The sequence below is a fragment of the Candidatus Auribacterota bacterium genome, assembly GCA_026392035.1.
In the GTDB taxonomy this organism is placed as follows: domain Bacteria; phylum Auribacterota; class Tritonobacteria; order UBA1439; family UBA1439; genus JAPLCX01.
This window is the reverse complement of the sequence record JAPLCX010000007.1, coordinates 1-23,787: the sequence shown is the minus strand read 5'-3', so window position 1 is coordinate 23,787 and position 23,787 is coordinate 1. Positions and strand designations below refer to the sequence as shown.

General features: G+C 60.4%; 25 protein-coding genes. All 25 read left to right on the top strand.

Features of this window, described 5'->3' with window-relative positions; all coding sequences use genetic code 11:
* Positions 1-18 precede the first annotated feature (18 nt).
* The 25 genes from NTX71_00460 to ptsP all read left to right on the top strand — a co-directional run bounded on the left by NTX71_00460 (position 19) and on the right by ptsP (position 23,566).
* Entirely contained in the window at positions 19-1,167 is a 1,149-nt protein-coding gene (locus NTX71_00460) for a glycosyltransferase family 4 protein (protein MCX6338376.1), read from the top strand.
* Positions 1,151-1,999, top strand: coding sequence for a hypothetical protein (locus tag NTX71_00455; protein MCX6338375.1), 849 nt, complete (start codon positions 1,151-1,153; stop codon positions 1,997-1,999). Before NTX71_00460 ends, NTX71_00455 begins: the two co-directional genes overlap by 17 nt.
* Before the next feature lie 12 nt (positions 2,000-2,011).
* Positions 2,012-2,659, top strand: a complete 648-nt coding sequence (locus tag NTX71_00450) for a methyltransferase domain-containing protein (protein MCX6338374.1) — start codon at positions 2,012-2,014, stop codon at positions 2,657-2,659.
* A 150-nt stretch (positions 2,660-2,809) separates the two neighbouring features.
* Positions 2,810-3,823, top strand: a complete 1,014-nt coding sequence (locus NTX71_00445; GenBank protein MCX6338373.1) for a glycosyltransferase family 4 protein — start codon at positions 2,810-2,812, stop codon at positions 3,821-3,823.
* Complete coding sequence (locus NTX71_00440) at positions 3,820-4,800, top strand: glycosyltransferase family 2 protein (protein MCX6338372.1); 981 nt, start codon at positions 3,820-3,822, stop codon at positions 4,798-4,800. The genes NTX71_00445 and NTX71_00440 overlap by 4 nt, the downstream gene beginning before the upstream one ends.
* A 7-nt stretch (positions 4,801-4,807) precedes the next feature.
* Entirely contained in the window at positions 4,808-6,154 is a 1,347-nt protein-coding gene (locus tag NTX71_00435; GenBank protein MCX6338371.1) for an O-antigen ligase family protein, read from the top strand.
* A 4-nt stretch (positions 6,155-6,158) separates the two neighbouring features.
* On the top strand, positions 6,159-7,877 hold the full coding sequence (locus NTX71_00430; protein ID MCX6338370.1) for a phosphotransferase: 1,719 nt from the start codon (positions 6,159-6,161) through the stop codon (positions 7,875-7,877).
* Complete coding sequence (locus NTX71_00425; GenBank protein ID MCX6338369.1) at positions 7,878-8,918, top strand: glycosyltransferase family 9 protein; 1,041 nt, start codon at positions 7,878-7,880, stop codon at positions 8,916-8,918.
* A 55-nt stretch (positions 8,919-8,973) separates the two neighbouring features.
* Positions 8,974-9,906, top strand: a complete 933-nt coding sequence (locus NTX71_00420) for a lysophospholipid acyltransferase family protein (GenBank protein ID MCX6338368.1) — start codon at positions 8,974-8,976, stop codon at positions 9,904-9,906.
* Positions 9,893-10,342: a holo-ACP synthase gene (locus NTX71_00415; protein ID MCX6338367.1), complete on the top strand. Its 450-nt coding sequence runs from the start codon at positions 9,893-9,895 to the stop codon at positions 10,340-10,342. The genes NTX71_00420 and NTX71_00415 overlap by 14 nt, the downstream gene beginning before the upstream one ends.
* A 282-nt stretch (positions 10,343-10,624) precedes the next feature.
* Entirely contained in the window at positions 10,625-11,572 is a 948-nt protein-coding gene (locus NTX71_00410) for a hypothetical protein (GenBank protein MCX6338366.1), read from the top strand.
* Positions 11,569-12,561 carry a D-glycero-beta-D-manno-heptose-7-phosphate kinase gene (gene rfaE1 / locus NTX71_00405; protein ID MCX6338365.1) on the top strand — a complete coding sequence of 331 codons (993 nt, stop codon included), beginning with the start codon at positions 11,569-11,571 and terminating at the stop codon, positions 12,559-12,561. Before NTX71_00410 ends, rfaE1 begins: the two co-directional genes overlap by 4 nt.
* Positions 12,558-13,136: a D-glycero-beta-D-manno-heptose 1,7-bisphosphate 7-phosphatase gene (gmhB, locus tag NTX71_00400; protein ID MCX6338364.1), complete on the top strand. Its 579-nt coding sequence runs from the start codon at positions 12,558-12,560 to the stop codon at positions 13,134-13,136. The genes rfaE1 and gmhB overlap by 4 nt, the downstream gene beginning before the upstream one ends.
* Positions 13,137-13,207: 71 nt before the next feature.
* Positions 13,208-13,942 carry a 3-deoxy-manno-octulosonate cytidylyltransferase gene (kdsB, locus tag NTX71_00395; GenBank protein ID MCX6338363.1) on the top strand — a complete coding sequence of 245 codons (735 nt, stop codon included), beginning with the start codon at positions 13,208-13,210 and terminating at the stop codon, positions 13,940-13,942.
* Complete coding sequence (gene kdsA, locus NTX71_00390; protein ID MCX6338362.1) at positions 13,939-14,772, top strand: 3-deoxy-8-phosphooctulonate synthase; 834 nt, start codon at positions 13,939-13,941, stop codon at positions 14,770-14,772. The genes kdsB and kdsA overlap by 4 nt, the downstream gene beginning before the upstream one ends.
* Before the next feature lie 156 nt (positions 14,773-14,928).
* On the top strand, positions 14,929-15,906 hold the full coding sequence (locus NTX71_00385; protein MCX6338361.1) for a KpsF/GutQ family sugar-phosphate isomerase: 978 nt from the start codon (positions 14,929-14,931) through the stop codon (positions 15,904-15,906).
* 56 nt (positions 15,907-15,962) lie between these two features.
* Positions 15,963-16,493, top strand: a complete 531-nt coding sequence (locus NTX71_00380) for an HAD hydrolase family protein (GenBank protein MCX6338360.1) — start codon at positions 15,963-15,965, stop codon at positions 16,491-16,493.
* Positions 16,477-16,929, top strand: a complete 453-nt coding sequence (lptC, locus tag NTX71_00375) for an LPS export ABC transporter periplasmic protein LptC (GenBank protein MCX6338359.1) — start codon at positions 16,477-16,479, stop codon at positions 16,927-16,929. Before NTX71_00380 ends, lptC begins: the two co-directional genes overlap by 17 nt.
* Positions 16,926-17,462 (top strand): hypothetical protein, encoded by a 537-nt coding sequence (locus NTX71_00370; protein MCX6338358.1) that lies wholly within the window; start codon positions 16,926-16,928, stop codon positions 17,460-17,462. The genes lptC and NTX71_00370 overlap by 4 nt, the downstream gene beginning before the upstream one ends.
* A 44-nt stretch (positions 17,463-17,506) precedes the next feature.
* Complete coding sequence (gene lptB, locus NTX71_00365; GenBank protein ID MCX6338357.1) at positions 17,507-18,247, top strand: LPS export ABC transporter ATP-binding protein; 741 nt, start codon at positions 17,507-17,509, stop codon at positions 18,245-18,247.
* Positions 18,248-18,371: 124 nt separating this feature from the next.
* Positions 18,372-19,148, top strand: a complete 777-nt coding sequence (raiA, locus tag NTX71_00360; GenBank protein ID MCX6338356.1) for a ribosome-associated translation inhibitor RaiA — start codon at positions 18,372-18,374, stop codon at positions 19,146-19,148.
* A 108-nt stretch (positions 19,149-19,256) separates the two neighbouring features.
* Positions 19,257-20,189 (top strand): HPr(Ser) kinase/phosphatase, encoded by a 933-nt coding sequence (gene hprK / locus NTX71_00355; protein MCX6338355.1) that lies wholly within the window; start codon positions 19,257-19,259, stop codon positions 20,187-20,189.
* A 61-nt stretch (positions 20,190-20,250) separates the two neighbouring features.
* The gene (locus NTX71_00350; GenBank protein MCX6338354.1) at positions 20,251-21,483 is read left to right on the top strand and encodes a YvcK family protein; all 1,233 of its coding nucleotides are present in this window, start codon (positions 20,251-20,253) and stop codon (positions 21,481-21,483) included.
* Positions 21,484-21,492: 9 nt separating this feature from the next.
* Positions 21,493-21,771, top strand: coding sequence for an HPr family phosphocarrier protein (locus NTX71_00345; protein ID MCX6338353.1), 279 nt, complete (start codon positions 21,493-21,495; stop codon positions 21,769-21,771).
* Position 21,772: 1 nt separating this feature from the next.
* On the top strand, positions 21,773-23,566 hold the full coding sequence (gene ptsP / locus NTX71_00340) for a phosphoenolpyruvate--protein phosphotransferase (protein ID MCX6338352.1): 1,794 nt from the start codon (positions 21,773-21,775) through the stop codon (positions 23,564-23,566).
* Positions 23,567-23,787: the final 221 nt, after the last annotated feature.

The following is a 23,787-nucleotide window of genomic DNA, read 5'->3' as shown; positions in this document are numbered from 1 at the left end:
ATTTGGGATTTGGGATTTATGAGAATAGCCTTTCTCATCTGGGATTACTCGCCCTCGCGGGGCGGCCAGGAGCGGTATCTCTCGCGCCTCGTCGGCGCACTTCTCACGCGCGGCCACGAGATACACGTTTTCGCAACGCGCTGCGAGGCGGGGCTCAGCCCCCGGATCGCATTCCACAGGGTCGCCGTATCCGGGTGGGGCCCGTCGCTCAAAACGCTCTCCTTTCTTCGGAAGGCCAGAGAGATGCTCGCGCGAGAACGGTTCGACGTCGTGAGCGGCATGACGCGTTTCTATCCCCTCGACGTCTACCGCATGGGGAGCGGCGTGCACAAGGTATGGATGCGACTCAAGGCGGATCGAGCCCTGGGGCGCCGGGTTTCATACCTGCGGCCCTTCAACTGGCTCGTGCTTCGTTTGGAACGCGCCATCTTCGATCCGGCGCACTGCCGGCACATCATCGCAAACTCAGAGCTCTGCCGCCGACAGCTCCTTGACCTCTACCGGTATCCCGCGGAACGCGTGACCGTCGTCTACAACGGCGTCGACCACGGCTACTTTCATCCCCGGCTCAGAGATGAACACCGCGTCGGCGTCCTGAACCGCCTCGGCCTTCCGCTCGACAGGCCGGTGGCGATTTTTGTTTCAAATAACCTTAAGCGCAAGGGACTGGATACCGTCATCCGCGCCCTCGCGCTCGTCCGCGATGGAAGACCATCACTGCTGGTCGCGGGCGGCGGGCGGACAGCCCGGCACATCGCCCTGGCCCACCGCCAGGGCCTCGCCGCGCGAATCAGGTTCCTGGGACGAGTCGCTGACGTGAGGCCCTATTACGGCGCCTCCGATTTCCTGGCCCTCCCCACTCGATATGACCCGTTCGCAAACGTGTGCCTGGAGGCGATGGCCTGCGGCCTCCCCGTCATCACCACTCGCGACAACGGAGCCGCAGAGATCATACATGAAGGCACTGATGGATTCATCCTCGCCGACCCTGGTGACGCGCGCGCGCTCGCCCATCGCATTGCCACGCTCTCTGACGAGGGAACCCGGGCCCCCATCGCCGCCGCCGCGAGGGAAAAATCGCTCGGTTTCACGATTGAGCGCAATGCGGAGGGAACGCTCGCGGTGTACCGAGCAATTCAGGAGGAACGGCATGGCCATCCTCTTTGACCGGCGGGGAAAACTCGTTGTTGATGACCGCTATCGTGACAGGCTCAAGGCCCTCGGCCTCGACTCGTTCACCGCATTCATGGATTTTGCCGGCGGTGAGCTTGTGCGGGATAAGGGAATCCGGACAATCGAGCGCGTTACCCTCGGCGGCGAGCATCCGGAGAGGCTCTACCTGAAGCGGCACACCCGCGGCTCCCTCCGCGAGGCACTGAATGAACTGCTGAGCGGGAGGTGGCCCTCCTCCGCAGCGGCGCACGAGCGGGAGGCGATTGTAAAATTGCGCGCCGCGGGGGTTGAGACAATGACCGCTCCGGCATTCGGAGAGAGGAGATGGTTCCCCTGGCGAGGCCCCTCCTTCATTGTGACCGTTGAAATCGGGGGCAGGCGTCTCGAGGACTACGTGAGATTTTTGTGCGGGAAATTCAGGGAAAAGAGAGGTATAATAGCGGCGCTGGCTGACGGTGTGCGCAGGATGCACCGGGCCGGACTGAATCACAGGGACCTCTATCTGAGCCACGTCTTCCTTCAATCCTCAGGGGGGGGCTTCCGGCCAGCCCTGATTGACCTTCAGAGGGTTCAGCAGAAAGCCCGCGGCGCGAATCGATGGGTCGTGAAAGACCTCGCGGCGCTGAACTATTCTTCACCGTCATCCGCGGTGAGCCGCGCTGACCGGATGCGTTTCCTCCACCGCTACCTCGATACCATGAAGCTGGATGCGGGAGGAAAAGCGTTCCTGAGGAGGATCGCTCGCAAAACGGAAATGATCAGGAGACACGATCTCAAGAAAGAGCGGGGAGGAGCTCGTTCATTCCCTCCCCAGGAGCGCGCGTGAGGTATCCCCACTATGAAGAACACGCTGGAAACACTCAAGACGAGCTGGAGCACGCTCTATAAAACCAGGCGGGAGATTCAGAGAAACTTCCCGGATTTCTGGGACCTGCAGGTGCGCAAGAAGCACCTGGAGGTGATTCTGGAAGAGGTGAAGGATGGCGACAAGATCCTGGACATAGGCTCTTCCACGCGAGAGCTGAGGCACGCTCTCGTCGATCTGTGCGGCCGCTCGATATCCTATAAAAGCATGGACATAGACCGTGAGACAACGCAGGATTATTACTCTCTTGACGAAATCAAGGAAAGGTTCAACGTCGTCTTCATCTTCGAGGTCATCGAGCACCTCACCTTTGAAGACGGCATACATCTCCTGAGCGAAATCCACAAGATGCTGCTCCCGGGGGGAAAGCTGATTCTGACCACTCCCAACGCGTTCCACCCCAACCGGTACTGGGAATACTCCCACAAGGTCACCTATCGCTACGATGAGATCGGCGGCATTCTCATCTCTCTCGGCTTCAAGGTGACGCGCATATTCAGAATATACAATGATGCATTTTTCCGCCGATTGTTCAGGATCTGGATTGCCGCTCCCCTCCATAAGTATTTCTCCGTCGATTTCGCAAAATCAATCCTGCTCGTCGCGCTGAAGGAACGCTAGCCACCGGACTTCTCACATGGCCCTTTACGCTGTCAGGAGGGCACTCAATGAGCGTTGCAGCAACTCGGTGTTTGAAGGGGCGCACGCCGGCCGGCGGGCAGGTGGTGAAACTGTGCGCGAACGCTGCGTCACTCAGGGAATGCCGAATAAATGAAAATTGCATTTCTTACCACGCGGTTTGAAAGACCGAGCTTCCGTTTTCGCGTGCAACAGTTTCTGCCTTACCTCAGGGCACACGGGATCGGCTGCGAGCGCTTCACCCTCCCCGCGGAGCTCTTGCGGCGCTGGCGCCTGTTCCTCGGACTGAGGCGCTATGACATCGTGTTCCTCCAGAAGAAAATGCTCCGCTGGTGCGACCGCCTCATCCTCCGCGCCAACGCCCGCGGCCTCATCTACGATGTGGATGACGCGATCATGTTCAAGGACCGCGGTTCGCGCCCCCGCGTCTCCGTGGCAAGGAGGAGGCGTTTCCGCGCGATGGTGCGGATGAGCGACGTGGTGCTCGCGGGAAATGATTTCCTCTGCGGCTGGGCGGCCAACTACACCGCCCGCGCCATCTGTTTCCGTACGGTTGTCGATACGGAGCTCTATACCCCTGGCCCGCGCGAACGGCATGAGCCGCTGGTGATCGGCTGGAGCGGCAGCGCCAGCACGAACCGCTACCTCTCCACCGTCCTGCCGGCGCTCGACCGCCTCGCGCAGCGCTACCCCTTCACCCTGCGTATCCTGAGCGATACGCGGGAGGGGATCGCGATCGACGCGTGCCGCGCGCTGCGCGCTGAGTTTTTCGCCTGGGACAGCGCGACGGAGCTCCGCGATCTCCGGACATTCGACATAGGTCTCATGCCGCTCCCCGACAACGAGTGGGCCTACGGGAAATGCGCCCTCAAGGCCCTTCTCTACATGGCGTGCGGGGTGCCGGCGGTCTGCTCATCCGTGGGTGCGGTGACCACGATCATCGCCGATGGCGAGACCGGTTTCCTCGCGGCATCTGATGAAGAGTGGTGCCGGAAGATCGAATGCCTGCTGAGCGATGCCGCGCTCAGGCAGCGTATCGCGGAGAAGGCGAGGGCGCTCGTCGTGTCGCGCTATTCCATGGCGACGCACGCGCCTCGCCTCCTCCAGATTCTCCGCAGCCTCAGCGGACACACTGACGTGCAATGATCGATATCTCCATTGTCATAGTGAGCTGGAACTCAAAAGATTACCTTGGCGAGTGCCTCTCCTCGCTCGCGGCGGGCGCCGGATCGCTCTCATTCGAGACGTTTGTGGTGGATAACGCCTCCCGGGACGGCTCTGCGGATCTCGTCAGGGAAAAGTTCCCCTGGGTCCACCTGATCCCAAACGGCGAGAACAGGGGGTTCGCCGCAGCCAATAACCAGGCGCTGAGAATCTCAAGCGGGCGGTACTCGCTCCTCCTCAACCCCGACACGAGGGTGCACCCCCTGGCGCTCGAAGGGGTGGCCGGCTTTATGGACCACCATCCCGAGGCGGCGGCGTGCGGCTGCTTGCTGCTCAACGAGGATGGGAGCGTGCAGCACGCGGTGAGGCGGTTCCCGACGTTCGCGTTCGCACTCGGCGCCAAGACCATCCTCGGTCGCATGGGACTGTTCAGGAGGAGGTGCGATTTTGTGAAAATGCGCGGCGTGCGTTTCGATGCCGCGATGGAGGTCGATCAACCCTCGGGCGCGGCGCTCTTCCTCCGGCAGAGCGTGCTCGCGGAGGTCGGGCTCCTCGACGAACGCTACTTCATGTTCTTCGAAGAGGTCGACCTCTGCCGGCGGATCAGGGACGCGGGCTACCGGATCTACCTCTTCCCCGGGGCGCACATCACGCACTACGGGGGCCGCAGCCGGCGACAGAACAGGGAGCAGATCATTCTGCCGGGGCTCCAGAGCATGCTGCGCTACTTTCGCACACACGAGGGAATGTTCAGGAGCTCCTTGTTTGAACTTGTATTCAGACCCCTCTTCGCCTTCGGGATCTGTTTTGACGCGGGCCGCGCGGCGCTCAGGATATCCCTCTACAGGCTGAGGCCGCACCGCGGCAACAAGATGGCGGAGAAGGAAGCGCGGCTCCGGGCGTATTGCTCATTTATCAAGCGTGACCTCATCAAGTTCCTGGTGAGTGTCTGGGAATGATGATCCCATGACGATGAAAGACCGACTCCTTCTGGCCATAGACCGGTTATCACTGTGCGTGTTCTATCCCGCGCTGGCGCTCATATTCCTGAGGCCCTCATGGTTGAAGTTCGCCACGCCGTTCGGTCAGGTGAGCCTCACCAGCGCCCAGAATATCGTGTTCCTCCTCTGCTCCCTCTGGCTCCTGGCATTCCTCCTTCATCCGCGCCGCTACCTTACCAGCGGTACGCTCGGGTACCCGATCCTGCTGTTCCTCGCTGCGAACTGTGTCTCTGCGCTCCTCTCGCCTTTTGGAACTCCCGCGGAGAGAGTGGACGCGATTCTTGAAATCATCCTCTATGCAACCTTCTTCTACGCAAGCCTCTATCTCCTGCGGACGGCGGTGGACAGCCGCAGGGTGATCCTCGCGCTCTTCTCCGTTGCGGTGGTGGTCGCCTCGGTCAATATCGCCTACCACTACCGGCAGGGGATGTGGAAGATGATTGACCGGGGGTATCCATTCTGGGACGGCAAGAATGCCCTTGGCCTTTTTATGGTGCTGGCGCTATCCCTGAGCACCGCCTTGATCGCGCGACCGAAGGCGGCGTGCGATGCGAGGGGGCATCGCCGCGGATGGCGCGCCGCGGCATTCGTTCCCGGCCTCTTTGTGATTTTTCTCTGCGTGGTGTACAGCTACTCGCGCGGCGCCTGGATCGCAATGGTCGGCGCGGCCCTCCTGTTCTCCCTGTTTCGTTCCTGGAGGCTGGTTGCGCTGCTGGTTGCCGCCATCCTCGCGCTCCAGTTCCTCCCGCACCGGAGGGCGCTCAACCGCTTCCTCTCCATAGGGCAGATGCGCGACCGCAACGTGGAAAAGCGGCTGGTGGTCTGGAAAGATGCGCTGCGCATGATCCGCGCGCGCCCCCTCCTCGGCGTAGGGCCGGGTGAGTTTCGAACAGCCTGCTTCCGGTTTGAGGATGCTGCGGATACAAGAAATGTGGCGCGCGCCCCACGGGAGAAATTGACCTACCGGGACCACGCGCACAATCTCTTTTTGCAGGTGGGGGCGGAGTCCGGAGTGGGAGGACTGTGCGCATGCGCATGGGGCGTGCTCGCCCTGTGCCGCGCCATTCGCGCTCGCATGAGGGACGACCGCGATCCTGTCCGGCACGCGCTGGTACAGGGGCTCGCGGCCGCCCTCGCTGCGTTTCTCGTCTTTTCACTTGTAGACTGCAGCTGGACGGGGAGGTTCACCGGGGGTTCATTCATGCACATCAACTTCACTGTCATCCTGTTTCTCGCCATGCTCTATGCGATGGGAACCGGTGCTGCCGAATCCCAAATCCCAAATCCAAAACCCCAACAGAATCTCAATTGACGCTATGACGCACAGTAACGTCGTTACGGTAAGGGACAGCAACGGAATATGCTGGCAGGTGTCTGCCGCGTACGCGCCGATCTTCCTCGCCCCGCGCACGCCGGATCCGAGGCAACTCCTCCGGGAACGCACGGGGGAGCTCATAAAGAGATCACCCATGCGGATCATTTTCTCTGCCTCGATCCCGGCAGGAAAGAAGGAACTCCCCCTCATCATCAAGATCTACCGCCGCGGAAGGCTGGGGGACTGGATCAAGGCCAATGTGTGCGGGTCGAAGGCTCGCAGGGAATGGCGGATTACCACCGCCGCCGCAGAGCGAGGATTGCCAACGGTGGTACCAGTCGCCTATGGCGAGCGCCGCAGGTCCGGCATACTCATGGAGAGCTACCTCTTGACCGTGCGCCTCTTCAATTGCGTCACCCTTGAAGAGGCGCTCTTCTCCGACGATGGGACGCTCCGGGCCGATGCGCGGACGCGGAGGGAGCTGATCGCCCTCCTCGCCACGCTCCTCAGGCGGATGCACGACTACGGCATCTACCACCAGGACCTCCATCCGGGGAATTTTCTTGTGGAGACGCTCCCCTCGGGGGAGAAGTGTATTTACCTCCTCGACCTCCACCGCGCGAGCGCGAGGCCATCGCTCGCGCTCAAGCATCGGATCAAGAGCCTCGCCCAGTTCAATATGTTCGCGAGCATCTCCCTCAGCATCGGCGAACGGCTTCTCTTCTTCAACTCTTACTTCGGCGAGGATGAGCCCTGGAAAAATGAGAAGAGGGCCCTCCTCACGCTCATAGACACCCGGACCAGGGCAATGCGGTGGAAGCTCTGGCGACACAGGGAAAAGCGCTGCCGGAATAGCAATAAGTACTTCATGCGTCTCAGATTCGCGCACCTCAAAGGATTCGCCCGGCGGGAGGAGTGGAAGGGCGAAATAGCCGAACTCCTCCTCGCCCGTGATATGGCGCGGGCGGGGGCGTCCCTTGTCAAGGAGTCGCGGAGCAAGTCTATGTGGGAAAAGGAGGTTACCGTCCAGGCGGCGCAGAGGAGGCTCTTCATCAAACACTACAAGAGGAAGCGCGGATGGCAGGCGTTCAAGTATCTCTGGCGCCGCTCGCAGGCCATCCGTTCGTGGAAGGGCGCCTACGCCCTCCGGATACGGAACGTGAACGCGGTGAATGCGATCGCCGCCATGGAGGAAAGGCGCGCCATGCACCTGCTCGGGGACGCCTACCTCATCACCGATAAGATCCTATCCGTGGAGAACCTGGTGGCAGCGCTCGCGAAACTGGCACATTCCTGCCACGCCGCGAGCCAGGCTCGGAAAGAGCTCATCCGAGCCCTGGCCCTCTTCTTCAGGAGAATCCACCTCCTGGGCGTCTACCACGGCGATATGAAGGCGACGAATATCCTCGTGGGAAAAAACCGCGTGGGGAGGCCCACGTTGTACCTCACGGATCTGGACTTCGTGCGCACCAAGCTCAGGCTCTCCCGGAGGAATGTCCTGCGCAATATGGTACAGGTCAATATGTCGCTCCTCAATCTGTCATACGTCAGCATCCGGGATCGACTGAGCTTTCTCAAAACCTATCTGGGGACACGCCGGCGCCGGGAGCTGAGGCCGATGTGGAAAGCGATCGCGCGACAGACGAGAAGAAATCTCGTGAAGAGGAAGCGGAGATTCTCCCGCAGCTCAACGCTGCACGCCGAGGGCACAGAGGACTAGATGAAAAACATCCTCATCATAAAACCGAGCTCATTCGGTGATATCGTCCAGGCCCTCCCGGTGGCAGCCCACCTGAGGAGTGCGTGGCCGGGCGCGCGGATCTCCTGGCTGGTCAACACCCAGTACCGGCGGCTCCTGGAGCACAATCCCTGCATTGATCGCCTGTTTCTCTTCCAGCGCCATTTGTGGAGGGCCCAGAGGAATCTCCCCGAGGCCATCACATCCTTTGCCCGCCTGTGCCGCCAGCTGTACGGCGCGCGCTTCGACACGGTCCTGGACCTGCAGGGCCTTTTCAGGAGTGGTGTGCTCACTGCCATGACCGGCGCGCCGACCCGTGCGGGTTTCGCAAACGCCCGTGAGTGCGCCCAGCTTTTCTACACATCCAGGGTTGGTGTTCCTGATGAGGAGATGCACTCGGTGGACCGGTACCTGCTCGTCGCCGAGGCCCTCGCCGGCCGAAGACGCGAAGTGACCTTTCCCCTCGGCACCGGCGAGGAGGAGGAAGCCTGGGCCGCACAGGTCCTGCAGGCGAGACGTCCGCGGCGCCGCGCACCTATCGTGGGACTTTCTCCCTCAGCCAGATGGAAGACAAAGCGATGGCCGTATGAGCGCTGCGCCCGCGTAGGGGATCTCCTGTCATCCGCGGGGACTGAGGTCGTGATCATCGGCGGGACCTCGGGAGGGGGTGACGCAGTCGCGCGGTTGATGAAAGGGCGGGCGCTCGCGGTTGACAGGATCGCGGATCCCCTTAAGATGGCAGCGCTCCTCAAGAGGCTTGACGTGCTGGTGACCACCGATAGCGGCCCGATGCACCTCGCGGCTGCACTCGGCATCCCCGTCGTAGCACTGTTCGGCCCCACCAACCACCGTCGCACGGGCCCCTATGGCGCGCATCACCGGGTGATCTGCGCGCCCGTGGACTGCCGTCCCTGCTACCAGAGGGACTGCGACAGGGGCCCGCACTGCATGAGCGCCATCCGCGCGGAAACAGTCTGTGAAGCAGTAGAAGAAACCATCGCAACAGCAGGGGGCAGCCCGTGATGGGTCACCAGGCATCACCGCAGTGACGCCTGGTCGCTCGATAGCTCATACCGCCATGGCCGAGAAGGTGAAACACAAGTTTCGAAAGGAGTTCCTGTACTACTGCGCGGTTGCCCTGCTCGCCGTCGCGCGTGTCATCCCCGCACGCGTGATCTTCGCAATCGGGACATTCGGCGGGTGGTGCGCGTACTATCTCCTCGGGAGAGAGCGCCGCAGGACGCTCGCCAATCTTGCGCTCGCATATCGGCAGGAAAAGAGCGCCGCGGAGCGGGCCCGTATCGCGAGGGCGGTGTTCGTCAACCTGGGAAGAAACCTGTCCGAGCTGGCCCTGTACCCGCGACTCGACGATGCGCAGTTCCGCCAGCTCGTCACTATGGAGGGCAAGGAAATTATCGACCGGGAGCTGCGGAAGGGGAAGGGAGTCCTCATCATCACCGGCCACATCGGGAACTGGGAACTCTTCCCCAGCTATATCATCATGTCCGGCTACAGCGGCGGCGTCGTCGCGCGCCGCGCCTACTACGAGAAGTACGAGCGGTTGCTCCTCGGGCTCAGGCGATCCAAGGGGTTCCGCGTCTTCTACAGAGATGAGTCACCCAAGGCGGTCTTGAGGACGCTCAGGAACAACGAAATCATAGGGATCCTCGCAGACCAGGACGTGCGGAAGCTCGATGGCGTGTTCGTGGAATTCTTCGGTATCCCGGCCTACACGCCAACCGCTCCCGTCCTCATCGCCATGACGAGCGGCGCGCCACTCGTCCCCGCCCGGATTGTCAGGGAGGGGCGTAGGCACAGGATACTCGTCGAGGAACCGATCGTCCTCCGCGCGACGGGAGACAGAAAGAGCGATCTGGTCTATAATACGCAACAGTGGTCCCGCTGCATCGAGCGCTATATCAGGGCGCGCCCGGAACAGTGGGTATGGATGCACCGGCGCTGGCGGACGCGCCCGGAGGACGTGGCGGGGAGAGCGGGTGCCGGCACCTGACGGAACAATGACATATTATCCCGGCATATGCATGATCGAGATCGAGAGGGTCAGAACCGCTGAGGAACGCTTCGGTAGCCGTTTCCTGAAGCGGCTCTTCACGCCGGCGGAATTGAGCTACTGCGGGGCCGGGGGGGCTCGCCACCAGCGCCTCGCCTGCCGCATCGCCGCCAAGGTCGCCGTCCGCAGCGCGCTCCGGCAGGCGGGCCTCGATCCGCTCCCGTGGCTGGCGCTCGAAGTGAGACGGGATGAGTGGGGGAAACCGTCTATCAACCTGAACCAGGTGCGGGAACGCTGCGCGAACCGGCCGGCACCCTGTTCCCTTCGCCTCTCCCTTTCCCACATCCGCGATCTCGCCGTTGCGTCCGCTATTGTCGTGCGAGAGAAAACATCACTAACAGTTTCACCACGGAGGCACGGAGGTCACGGAGACTAAAAAGCTCGGTGTTCTCACAAAGAGTAAAAGAGAATAAGAGTGTGTGTTCTTCTTATTCCTATTTCCCTCTTTTGCTCTTTGTAAAACCATTGCCTTATTTTCTCTGTGTGCTCTTCCTTTTCTCCGTGTCCTCTGTGGTAAGACATTGAAGGTGCAGCAGCACAACTAGGGAGACTCCGCGCCGCCCGGCATTGACTTTACGCCCGATTACTGCTAGGATGTGGCATCTAGTCCATTAGGGCTCCCTGTCTGTTCCTGGGTGAAGGGAAGGGATACAGCTATATGGCAAAAAAGAGGTGGATTCCCCTGGCGCGCCGTGTAAAAACTATCCCCATAGCCCGCAGGAAGAGCAAGGTTTCCCTCGCGATGTTCGGCAGGGCATGCCGCAAGGGCGAAACATTTCAAGCCTTCCTTGACTCGCTTCCCAACATACTGGCAGCCAGCGAGTTGCGAGAATTCGTGGACGCAATTGTGCGGGCTCACCGGCGATCAAAACCGGTGATCGCAGCCGTCGGTGGGCATGTGGTGAAGTGCGGCCTTAACAGGGTTATCATTGACCTCATGCGTCGCGGCATCATCACGGCGCTGGCCATGAACGGGGCCACGAGCATTCACGATTTCGAGATTGCCCTGGCCGGAAAAACGTCCGAGGACGTCCAGGAAGGGCTCAATAAGGGCACGTTTGGCATGGCGGAAGAGACCGGGGCCATGATGAACGATGCCCTGGCGGCAGGGGATGCCAGCGGGCTTGGCGCCGGATGGGCAATCGGGCTCTACATCCTTAAAAAGAGGCTGCCCCATCGGGATGCGAGCCTTCTCGCCCAGGCCGTGCGCCTGCGCCTGCCGGCAACCGTGCACATTGCGATCGGGACGGATACCATTCATCAACACCCGCAGGCGGATGGCAGAATCCTCGGTCAGACGACCATGAACGATTTCAGGTTGTTTACCGATGTGGTCGCCAATCTCGGAGGCGGCGGCGTGATGCTCAACATCGGCTCGGCCGTCATCCTCCCTGAGGTTTTTCTCAAGGCGCTGACCGTCGTCCGAAACTCCGGCATACGGGTCGCGAATTTCACTACCGCGACGTTCGACATGATGGTTCAATATCGCGCCATGCAGAACGTAGTGCGGCGCCCCGTCGCCGCCGGCGGCAGGGGATACTACATAATCGGCCACCATGAGATCATGATACCGCTCCTCAGCCGTGCAATTATCGAGAGACTATGAGCGCACACACGATACCCCGGCAAAAACTCGATCGCCTCTTTAAACAGTTTGATCAGCTCAGCATCCTCGTGGTGGGGGATCTCATGCTCGACCGGTTCATCTGGGGTTCCGTTTCACGGATTTCTCCTGAAGCACCGGTGCCGATTGTTGAGGTGACCTCTGAGTCAGACATGCCCGGGGGCTCCGCAAACGTGGTGAATAACCTCTGCGCGCTGGGAGCCAAGACGTACGTATGCGGAATCGTCGGAGACGACCTCATCGGACGCATTCTGCGGGATAAGCTCACCCACGAGAGGATCGACCTCGGGGGGATCATGGTCAATCCCGAACGGACCACCACGCTGAAAACGAGAATCATCGCCCACAGCCAACAGATGGTCCGCGTTGACAAGGAGAATAGAGTCGAGGTCGGAGACCGTGAGACTTCACAGCTCGTCGCCTACGTTAAATCCATCGTGCGCACGGTTGACGCGATCATCATCGAAGACTACGGGAAGGGGCTGGTGACGCAGCGGCTCGTGAGCGAACTGGTACCGCTTGCCAAAAAGCACGGCACATTGGTCTCGGTAGACCCCAAGATGGGGCACCGGCTCGACTACCGCGGGATCACCGTCATCACCCCCAATCGCGCTGAGGCTCTCTGGCTCTCGGGAGTTGAATCCGGTGACCGCGCCGAACTCGATCAGATAGGACACTCCCTCCTCACTCGCCTGGCATGCAAGGGGGTTCTCATCACGCTCGGTGAATACGGGATGTGTCTGTTCCAGAAGGGCCGGAGGCCCGCTTCAATTCCCACAACAGCGCGCGAGGTATACGACGTCTCAGGCGCCGGCGATACGGTGATCAGCGCCTTCACCGCGGCGCTGGCCGCCGGAGCCGCCATGAAGGAAGCAGCCGTAGTGGCAAACTATGCCGCCGGCGTGGTCGTGGGAAAAGTGGGAACGGCGACCGCCAGCGGGAGCGAAATTCTCGAGGCAATGCATTCTTGAAGCGGAAGGCGATTTTCCTGGACAGGGATGGGACGATCAATGTTGATCCGGGGTATCTCGGGGATCCTGAGAAGTTTCACTTTCTCCCCGGCGTGATCAACGCGCTCAAGCGCCTGCGCGAAGCGGGATACCTCATATTTGTCGTCAGCAATCAATCGGGGATCGCGAGAGGCTTTTTCAGGGACGAAGACCTCAAGAAAATCCATGACAAGATGGCGGCCGCGCTGCGCGGGGAGGGAATCGTGCTGGATGGCATATACTACTGCCCCCATCACCCCGCTGAGCAGTGTTCCTGTCGCAAGCCTTCGCCCAAGATGGTGCTCGAGGCCTCGCGCAGTTATGGCATTGAGCTACGGGAATCATTCTTTATCGGGGACCGCGTCTCCGACATAGAGACGGGTAAAAACGCGGGCTGCCGCACCATCCTCGTCCTTACCGGTGCGGGGGAGGAAACCCTGAGGGAGCTCCCGGTATCACCGCAGCCCGACCACGTCGCCAGGGACCTTTCCGGGGCGGTCTCATGGATTCTGGGCAGGCCGAAGAAAAAGAAAAATAACAACCGCGGATTACGCTGATGTGGCGGGTTATTTCATTGTTACAATTATTCATCCGCATGATCCGCGGTTAAACTTGAATGGGGAAACGCATGCTTTCTGCGGTCGGTATAATCCCCGCGCGTTACGGCTCTTCCCGGCTCCCGGGAAAGGCCCTCGAGGCAATCGGCGGGAAGCCGCTGGTTCAGCTCGTTTGTGAATCAGCGATGAAGGCTCGGTGTATCGATCGCGTCGTCGTGGCGACCGATGATCAACGGATAGTTGACGCGGTGACCCGGTTCGGGGGGAAAGCAGTCCTGACGTCTCCCGAGCATCGTTCGGGGAGCGACCGGATCGCTGAGGCCGCGGCCGGCATCGACTGCGATATCGTCGTGAACATCCAGGGGGATGAGCCCATGATCCGGGGGGAGACGATCGACGCCGTGGTGAGCGCTCTCGTCGGAGAACCGCTGCTCAACGTGGCGACGGTGGCCACGCCTCTGACCGGAGCGCATGATGCCGATGACCCAAACATCGTCAAGGTGGTGAGAGATCTCCAGGGCAACGCCCTCTACTTCTCCCGGGCGCGCATCCCCTACACGCGCGATGACGCACGCGGGAATGGATGTTCCCTGAAGCACATCGGGCTCTATGCGTACCGCAAAGAGTTCCTCCTTCGCTTCACGCGCTGGCCCCAGACCGAGCTCGAGCTCCGGGAAAAGCTCGAGCAGCTCCGGATACTTGAGCACGGGGTGAGCATCCGCGTCCTGGAGACACCGTATGATTCGATCGGCGTCGACACCCCGGAAGACCTGGAGCGGGTGAGAAAATTGCTGGAGATGAAATGAAACCACGTGTAATCGCCATCAAAGGGGTAAAAATCGGCGGGGACCTTCCACTCGCGCTGATCGCAGGACCCTGCGTGATCGAGAGCGAAGCGCTCCTGCGGGAAGTGGGACAGGGCTTGAAGGAGATCTGCGAATCAGCCGGGATTCCCCTCATATTCAAGAACTCATACGACAAGGCCAACCGGAGCTCGCGCGATGCCTATCGAGGCCCCGGGCTGGAGCGGGGAATCGAGATACTGCGCAGGGTCAATGCTGATCTACGCCTCCCCCTGCTGATCGATGTGCACGCGGTGGATCAGGTCATGCCGGCCGCGGCGGTTGCCGATGTCCTCCAGGTCCCCGCGTTCCTCTGCAGACAGACGGATCTGCTCGAGGCGGTGTGCCGCTCCGGCCGCGTGGTGAACGTGAAAAAGGGTCAATTCATCGCTCCATGGGATGTCGCCAACATCATAGGAAAGTTCGAGGCGTTCGGCGGAACGGGCCTCCTGCTCACTGAAAGGGGGAGCTGCTTCGGCTACAATAATCTCGTGAGCGATATGCGCGCGCTCCCCATCATGCGCAGCTACGGATACCCGGTGGTCTTCGACGCGACCCACAGCGTCCAGCTCCCCGGTGGCCTCGGTACGAGCACCGGCGGCCAGAGGGAGTTCGTGCCCGCTCTGTCCAGGGCCGCGGTTGCCGCCGGCTGCGACGGTCTCTTCCTCGAGGTCCACCCCCGGCCGGACAGCGCGCGCTGCGACGGCCCCAACCAGATCGCGCTGGGAGAGCTTGCGGCGCTGCTCAGGGAGTGTGTTGAAATCGACCGGGTCGTGAAACGCGCCGATTCATAACCATCTACCACGGAGGCACGGAGCACACGGAGATTTTGAACCACCGAAGACATTGAAGGGCCAGCCACTATGCTGTAGTAATTATTTTCTAGTGGTTGCTCAATGTCTTTCCTCTTCTCCGTGCCCTCCGTGGTGAAACCGTGAAGCAGGATGACTATGAGCACATCGTCACACCGTAGGATTGCGAAGGATGTTTTCAAAATCGAGGCGGCGGCGATACGCGCCCTCGGCAAGAAGCTGAACAGGGACTTTGACCGGGCCGTTGAGGCGATCTACGAATGCGCGGGCCGGGTGATCGTGTGCGGGATGGGCAAGCCGGGTATCATTGGCCGCAAGATACAGGCAACGCTCGCGAGCATCGGCGTCCCCTCACTCTCCCTCCACCCGGCCGAGGCGGTTCATGGAGATCTGGGAATGGTCACCAGGAGCGACGTGGTGTTGTCCCTCTCATCCAGCGGCGAAACCGAAGAGATGCTCAGGCTCATACCCGTGGTGAAAAAGATCGGGGCATTTATGATCTGTATGACGGGCAATCCGCGGTCCACACTCGCCGCGCACAGCGATATCATCCTCAACGTCGCTGTTGAGCGCGAGGCCTGCCCCCTCGGGCTGGCGCCCACGGCGAGCACCACCGCGATGCTCGCGATGGGAGACGCCCTCGCCGTCGCCCTGATCCAGAAGAAGAAACTCAAACCGGAGGAGTTCGCACTCTACCATCCGGGGGGGGAGTTGGGCCGCGCGCTCCTCAAGGTGAAGGACGTAATGCGTACCGGCAAGGCCAATCCGATCGTCAGGGAGGATATGCGGATAAAGGAGGTGCTCCTCGCGATCACCAATGCCCGCGCAGGAGCCGCCGCAGTCGTTGACCGCGCGGGGAAGCTGGTGGGCATCTTCACCGATGGAGATCTCCGCCGCGCGATCGAGACACAGACGGACGTATCAATGCGCCTGATCAGGGAATTCATGATCCACAGCCCGATCACCATAAGCCCCGACAGACTCGCCGTCGAGGCACTCCGCGTCATGAGGGGCGAGAACCCGAAAAAGCGCAAGATCGATGAGCTGCCCGTGGTGAACCCGAGGGGCATGCCGGTCGGCATGCTCGATGTCGTGGATCTGATCGGGATCGGTTGAGAGGGGCTGCTGATCCACTGCAGCCGCACGGGGCGCAACAAAATTCTCTTCGCGATATGAAAAAGGCTGACATTATTAGAAGGGCGCGCCTGATCAGGGCAATCGTCGCCGACGTGGACGGCGTCCTGACCGACGGCGGCATTGTGTACGGATCTCATAGATCCGAGTTTAAGCGGTTTCATGTTCATGACGGGCTCGCGGTCGCGCTGGCGCGGCGGTCCGGCCTCAAGGTTCTGCTCGTCTCGGCCCGCGCCTCGCAGGCGCTGCTCAGGAGGAGCCGTGAAATGGGCGTCAACCGCCTCTGGCAGGGCCTTTCCGCCAAGGGCAGGATATTTGGTATACTGCAGCGGGAGTTTAAACTCCGCCCGCACCAGATATGCGCTATCGGAGACGACCTCCCTGATCTCCCCCTCCTCGAGAAGGCAGGGCTCGCCGTCGCCGTACCGCGCGCCGCTGAGGAGGTTCGGCGGGTGGCCTCTCTCGTCACGAAGAGGGGTGGCGGCGAGGGGGCGCTGAGGGAGGTCATTGAGCTTGTCCTCAAGGCTCAGGGCAGGTGGAAGGATGCAGTGAATGCGTATAGGGATTAGGCTGCTCATATCAGGAATCCTCTTCGCGTTCCGGACATCGGTGCCTGCCGAAAACGCCCCCCCTCACTCCGGGAGCCCGGGATCAGAACTGCAGGGGGGCTTCGTCTTCAGCTCGACGAACAAAAACGGCAGGATTGAGTGGAAGATTGAGGGGAGCGTGGCGACATTCCTGACCCCGACGAACATTGAAATCAAAAACGCCCGCGCGATCTACTACCAGGAGGATGGGACGAACGTCGTGGCCACCAGCGCCAAGGCCCTTCTCAACAAAGAGAGGAAGCTGGTAACAACGGATGAGTTCGTCACCATCGTCACCGAGAACTCAATCACCACGGGGACGGGACTGGAATGGGACCAGGCGTCGGGGAAGGCGTCGCTGAAGAAGGACGTCAAAGTGATCTATACCCAGCCCGGCGGGAAGGGGCTCATGAGATGAGCGCGATTATTGCCGCGGTGCTGCTGCTCGTGTGCTCACCTGGAGAGACAGGAGCGACGGCTGCCCAGGGCAGCGCTGATGGCCGCCCGACTGTGCGGGCACCGGTCAGGCCAGCGGATAAACCGCAGCCCACCGTGGTAACCTCTGACCGCGCAGATGTCGACCACAAAAAGAATACGGCTGAATTCAGAGATCATGTCCACGTCAAGGACAGCAGCGGCAATATGTGGGCCGATACCATGGTCGTCCATTTTGACCACAACACGCGGGAGATCAAAGAAGTCATCTCCACGGGCAAGAAGGTGGTCATTGACGCCCACGACAAGCGCTCCCAGAGCCGCAAGGCGGTCTATACCGCGTCTGATGGGAGAATAATACTGACGGGGTCGCCGTCCATCACGCAGGGGCGGAACACATACACGGCGGATAAAATCACTATTTTCAAGGACAATGAGAAGACCATCTTTGAACCCACGGCCCGCCTCATATTCTACTCCGATAAGAATGCACGAGAACTTGGCGAAGTGCGGTGAACGGCATCGAGTATGCGGGGACAACCATTATGGAAGGAACAACAATGCACGAGAATAACGGAAAGGCACTCACGCGGACAGACAGTCTCGTGAAGATCTACGGCGGCCGGGCGGTGGTCAACGGCGTCGATATCACGGTCAACCGCGGAGAAATTGTCGGCCTGCTGGGGCCCAATGGCGCGGGGAAGACGACCACGTTCTATATGATCGTCGGCCTCGTCAGGCCCAATTCGGGAACGGTCTTTTTTCAGGAGAAGGATATCACCGGCCTGCCCACCTGCCAGAGGGCCCGCATGGGCATGAGCTATCTCTCTCAGGAATCGTCAATCTTCAGGAAGCTTACCGTGGAGCAGAATATACTGGCGATCCTTGAGACGCTGCCGCTCTCTCGCGCCCAGCGGAAAACCAGACTTGATGAGCTGCTCAACGAGCTGGGGATCGCCCACCTTGCTAAGCAGAAGGCATATACCCTCTCGGGCGGCGAGCGGAGGAGGCTCGAAATCAGCCGCGCGCTTGTGACGTCCCCATCGTTCATGCTCCTGGATGAACCGTTCTCTGGCGTGGATCCGATCGCGGTATTTGACGTCCAGCAGATCATCGCGAATCTCAAGTCGAAGGGACTCGGCATCCTCCTCACCGACCACAGCGTGAGGGAGACATTGACCATAACAGACCGCTCGTACCTGATCTACGAGGGCAAGGTCCTCACCCACGGGACATCCGAGTTCCTGATCAGTGACCCCGAGGCGCGTCGATTCTACCTGGGCGAACGCTTCGAGATGTGACAACCACGGCTGAAAGCCAAAAGTCGAAAGTGTAAAGAATGCGATAGTTCATCATGCGGTTATTCGGATCATGCAATCCACACCGCATCTCAATTCACACTCGTACGATTTACGGAGGGATCAGATGCAATTGATCGTCACGGGGCGCCACGTGGATGTCACGGAAGCAATGAAGAACTACGCGCGAGAGAAGCTGGGCCGTATCATGCACGATCGTCCCCATATCAATGAGATACATGTGATCATGGACGTGCAGAAGTACCGGCACCGCGTGGAGCTCTCCGCAAGGGGAAAGAACCTCGATCTCTTCTGCCAGGAAGAGACCCCTGACATGTACGCCTCAATTGACCGTGCCCTGGCCAAGCTCGATCGACAACTCCTCCGTTACAAGGAACGCCACCTCCGGAAACACCAACCGGCCCCGGTGCGCGCCCATGGAGCGCCCCCACGAGAGGAGACCGCCGAATGGGAGGAGCCCTACATCGCGCAGCGTTTTCCCATGAAGCCGATGTACCCGGGGGAAGCCTTCTTACAGATGAAGGTTGAGCGCCACCTCTTCTTCATCTTCCTCAACGCGGAGACTGAAGAGATAAACCTGCTCTACAGGATAGGCGAACACGAGATCGGCCATCTCATACCCAAAAAGATCAAGGGTCCGGATCAGCAGGCCACATTCCAGTTGCGGGTCTTCAGCGAGGCCTCGTTCACGCCCGATGCGAAACCGCGCCCCCTCAGGAAGGAGCCCTGCGACGTTGCCTGGGCAACGCCGGAAGAGGCGCTCGCATCAATGGTGGCTGCGGGAGAAAAGTATCGCTTCTTCATGAACACCGCGGCGGAAAACGCGAGCGTCGTCTACCAACAGGTCAACGGCAGCTACGCGCTCATAGAGCCGGGGAAGTAGACCGAGCGTGAGGACGCATTTCCCGCATCGCTGAGCAACCCGGGGTGGTGGCGAGAGAGGTCGCTCCAGGCGCCCCGAGCAGCTCCCGCCCGCGGATAAGGAGGGTTCATGCGAGGCATAAGGGTTGAGGAGTTTTATCAGCTCACGAAGGACAAGCTCAAACTCAGGCTCGTCGCAGGAGGGAAAGGGCTCAAGCGCCGCATCATGGTGCCCGAGCTCAACCGCCCCGGCCTCGCCCTCGCCGGCTACTTTGACTACTTCGCATCCCGGAGGCCGCAGGTGCTGGGAATGGTTGAAATCAACTATCTCCACAGCATGGATGTGACGCTGCGCCGCAAGAGGATACGCGAGTTGCTCAAGCGACGGGTCCCCTGCGTGATCATTGCGAGGAACTACCGGCCCCCCGCCGAGCTGCCTGAGGAGGCGGAGCGGGAGCGGGTCCCTCTCTTCCGGAGCCCCATGGTCACCATGTCGCTGATCAACAAGGCGACCATTTTCCTGGAGGATGAGTTTTCACCTTCAACCTCCATGAGTGCCGATCTGCTCGAGGTGTTCGGCGTGGGCATCCTCATCTGCGGGAAGAGCGGCGTGGGGAAGAGTGAGTGCGCCCTCGGGCTCATCAAGCGCGGTCACCGCCTCATCGCCGACGACGTGGTCAAGATACAATTACGGGGGGGAAAGTACCTCATAGGAACCGGCGCGGATATCGTCAAGCACCACGTGGAGATTCGCGGCCTCGGCATTGTCAACGTTCAGGATCTCTACGGCGCCACGTGCATAAAGGATTCACAGGAGGTGGAACTGGCGGTCACCCTTGAGGAATGGGACAGCAGCAAGGAGTACGAGCGGCTGGGGCTGGAAGACAAAAATATCGAGATCCTCGGGCAGAGCCTCCCCCACCTCATCATTCCCGTGAGGCCGGGGAGGGACATTGTCCTCCTCCTCGAGGCCGCCGCACTCAATCAGCGCCTGAAGAAGATGGGCAGGCACGCCGCCAAGGCTCTCGACCGGGACCTCATCGAAGTGATGAAGAAGGAATAAAAGTCGATGGTTGAGGGTTGAGTCTTACGAGGTTCAAATTGAATCCTCAATCGTATCACCAATGCGATTACTCAAATGGTTTTATCCGGGGATGGGTGTCAAGCGCTGGTGGTTCGCGTGCGGCGGGGGACTGCTCGTTTTCGGCCTCGGCTTTCACGTGCTTCTGGTGTCGGGAAAATCGATCGCGTTCCGTTCGCTCGGAGCGGCGCTGCTCGTTGCCGGTGTGGGACTCGAATTCTACACACTCGCAAAACTCTCCCGCTCCCTGCTGAATGTATTCCTGCCGGGGGGAGAGACCAAGTTCGTGGATATCCTGTTCAAGAAGACGCAGTTGCGCAAGGGGCCGAGAATCACGGCCATCGGGGGGGGAACCGGTCTCTCCGTCCTCCTCCAGGGGCTCAAGAGGTACTCGAGCAACCTGACCGCGATTGTCACCGTGGCGGATGACGGCGGCAGCTCCGGTCGGCTGCGGCGGGACTTCAACCTTCCCCCCCCGGGGGATATCCGCAACTGCCTCGTATCACTCGCGGACGCGGAGCCGCTCATGAGCCGGCTCTTCCAGTACCGGTTTGATGACTGCAGCGAGCTCGGCGGCCACAGCTTTGGCAACCTCTTTATCATGGCCATGACGAAGGTCACCGGCGACTTTGAAAAGGCGGTGGAGGCTTCGAGCAAGGTCCTCGCCATCAGCGGACGGGTGGTGCCGTGCACGTTGCGCAACGTGTCCCTGGTCGCCAGGCACACGGATGGCACGGTCACCCGCGGGGAAGAAATGATTGCGAAGAGCGCGCGCGGGGTGGTGGAGGTCGCCCTTGAGCCGAGCGGGAGCCGTCCGACGGAAACGGCGCTCCAGGCGATCAGCGAGAGCGACGCGATTGTCCTGGGCCCCGGCAGTCTCTATACGAGCATTATCCCCAACCTCCTCGTCGAGGGGATGTCCGCAGCACTCGCCGCCTCCCCCGCAGTGAAGATATACGTCTGCAATGTGATGACGCAAGCGGGAGAAACAAAGGGGTACACCGCGTCGCAGCACGTTGAGGCGCTGCTCAGGCACGCCGACACCGACATCGTCGATTACGTGGTGTGCAATAACGGCAGAGTGCCATCCTCGCTGCTCAAAAAGTATCAGGGCGAGAACGCTGAGCCCGTCGCGGTCGACCTCAAAGAGATGCGCCATCAGCCGTACCGGGTAATTGTCGAAGATGTCATCAGCGCACGTGATTACGTCAGACACGATCCTGAGCGGCTCGCAGATATCATTATCAAGCTGATCCAAATCGCCCCCGAGAGGTAGAAGGGCCCAATGGCCGATACAGTAGTGAAAAAGGATCTCACGATCACGAACAGGCTTGGCCTCCACGCCAGGCCCGCGGCCATGTTCGTGCAGCTGGCCAACAAGTTCTCATCTGACATCACCGTCGAGAGGGGCAACGAGAAGGTCAATGGAAAGAGCATCATGGGGATCATGATGCTCGCGGCCGGCAAGGGATTGAAGATCACCGTCACCGCCGGGGGAGCAGACGCCGCAGAGGCGGTGAGGGCCCTCGAGGCGCTGGTGAAGGGAAAATTCGGAGAAGGTTAAAATGCCCGCGAAAATAATAAGGCGTCCCAGGCTCACGCAAGAAAGCCACCACGGCATCGGTGTCTCGCCGGGCGTTGCCATCGGAAAAGCCTTTATCTTCGACAGCGAGGAGGTTGTGGTCATCAAGCGGCACATCGACGCAGAGCAGGTCCCCACGGAGATCGCCCGATTCGAAGACGCGCTGATCCGCACCAGGAAAGAGATCCTCGATATCCAGAGCAAGCTATCCGAGCGACTCGGGACCGAGCACGCTGAAATCTTCAACGCGCACCTCCTCGTCCTCGAGGACCGGTCGCTGATCGAGGACGTGATCAAGAAGATAGAGCGCGAGCACTACAACATCGAGTATATATTCCAGCAGGTCGGCAAGAAATATGCCGATATCTTTTCCCAGATCGAGGACGACTACCTCAAGGAGCGCGCGAGCGATATCAGGGACGTCACCCGCAGGGTGCTCCACAACCTGATGGGCGAAAAGCGCGAGGACGTGAGCAGGCTCAAGGAAGAGGTGATCATCGTCGCCCACGACCTCTCTCCCTCCGACACGGCGCTCATGCACAAGGACAAGGTGATCAGCTTCGTCACCGACATCGGCGCGATGACCTCGCACACCGCCATCATGGCCCGCTCGCTCAAAGTACCCGCGGTCGTCGGGCTTCGCGATCTCACCCAGAAGATCAAATCCGGAGAGACACTCATCGTCGACGGGACCGGCGGCATGGTCATCACCTCGCCTACGAAGCAGACGCTCCAGAAGTACACTCAGCTAAAGAACAGGATTCAGGTCATCGAGGAGCGGTTGACCAGCCTCAAGAACCTCCCCGCGGAAACGCTCGACGGATACCGCGTCGCCCTCGCCGCCAATATCGAGCTGCCAGAGGACGTCGCTCCCGCCCTCGAGCACGGCGCGGAGGGGGTCGGCCTCTACCGGACGGAGTTTTTCTACATGAACCGCAAGGATCTCCCCACCGAGGAGGAACAGTACCGGGCGTACAAGACGGTCGCCGAGCACGTGCGCCCCCACTCCGCGATTATCCGCACCCTTGATATCGGCGGCGACAAGTTCCTCTCCGACCCGCAGGTCCCTCGGGAGATGAATCCGTTCCTCGGCTGGCGTGGGATCCGTTTCTGTCTGGAGAGAACCGACATCTTCAAGACACAGCTCAGGGCGATCTTGAGGGCCTCGAGCGTGGGGAACGTCAAGGTAATGTTCCCCATGATCTCCGGCTTCGAGGAGGTGCTCCGCGCCAAAGAGATTCTCGAGGAGGCCAAGAACGAGTTGAGGAAACACGGGAAGGAATTCGACAGGGAGATAGAGGTGGGGGTGATGATCGAGATCCCCTCAGCGGCGCTCACCGCCGATATCCTCGCCAAGCACGTGGATTTCTTCAGCATCGGCACGAATGATCTTATCCAGTACTCGCTCGCGGTAGACCGCGTGAACGAAAAGATCGCGTACCTCTACGAACCCCGACACCCCGCGATTCTCAGGCTCATCAAACAGATCATCGCCGCCGGTCACAATGAGAACATCTGGGTGGGGATGTGCGGCGAGATGGCGGGAGAACCATCCCTCGCCCTCATCCTCATGGGCATGGGCTTGGACGAGTTCAGCGTGAGCATGGTCTCCATTCCGGAGATAAAAAAAGTGATACGCTCGGTACACCTCGCCCAGGCGAGAGCACTCGCGGAAGAGGTGCTCAGCTACACCAATGTGGAGGATATCAGGGCGTGCTGCAAGAAGCTGCTGCTCAAGATCGTCCCTGAGCTCGTCGTGCTGAAGGGGGAGCGGTAGAAAGGCAAAAGTAAAAACGAAAAAGTCAAAACACTCGTGCAAAGATCGAAGATGACATATGAAATGGCGCATCTTGCATTTTTAGCCCGACTTTCGCAGATTTTTGATATTTGAGGGTTTTTGTATTTTTCCGAGGCTTGTGGATTGATTATATTGGGTGCTTTGGCCGAAAAGGGGTTTTCCCCCCCCTGTGTGGAGACCTACCCTCTGGATTTTAGTTG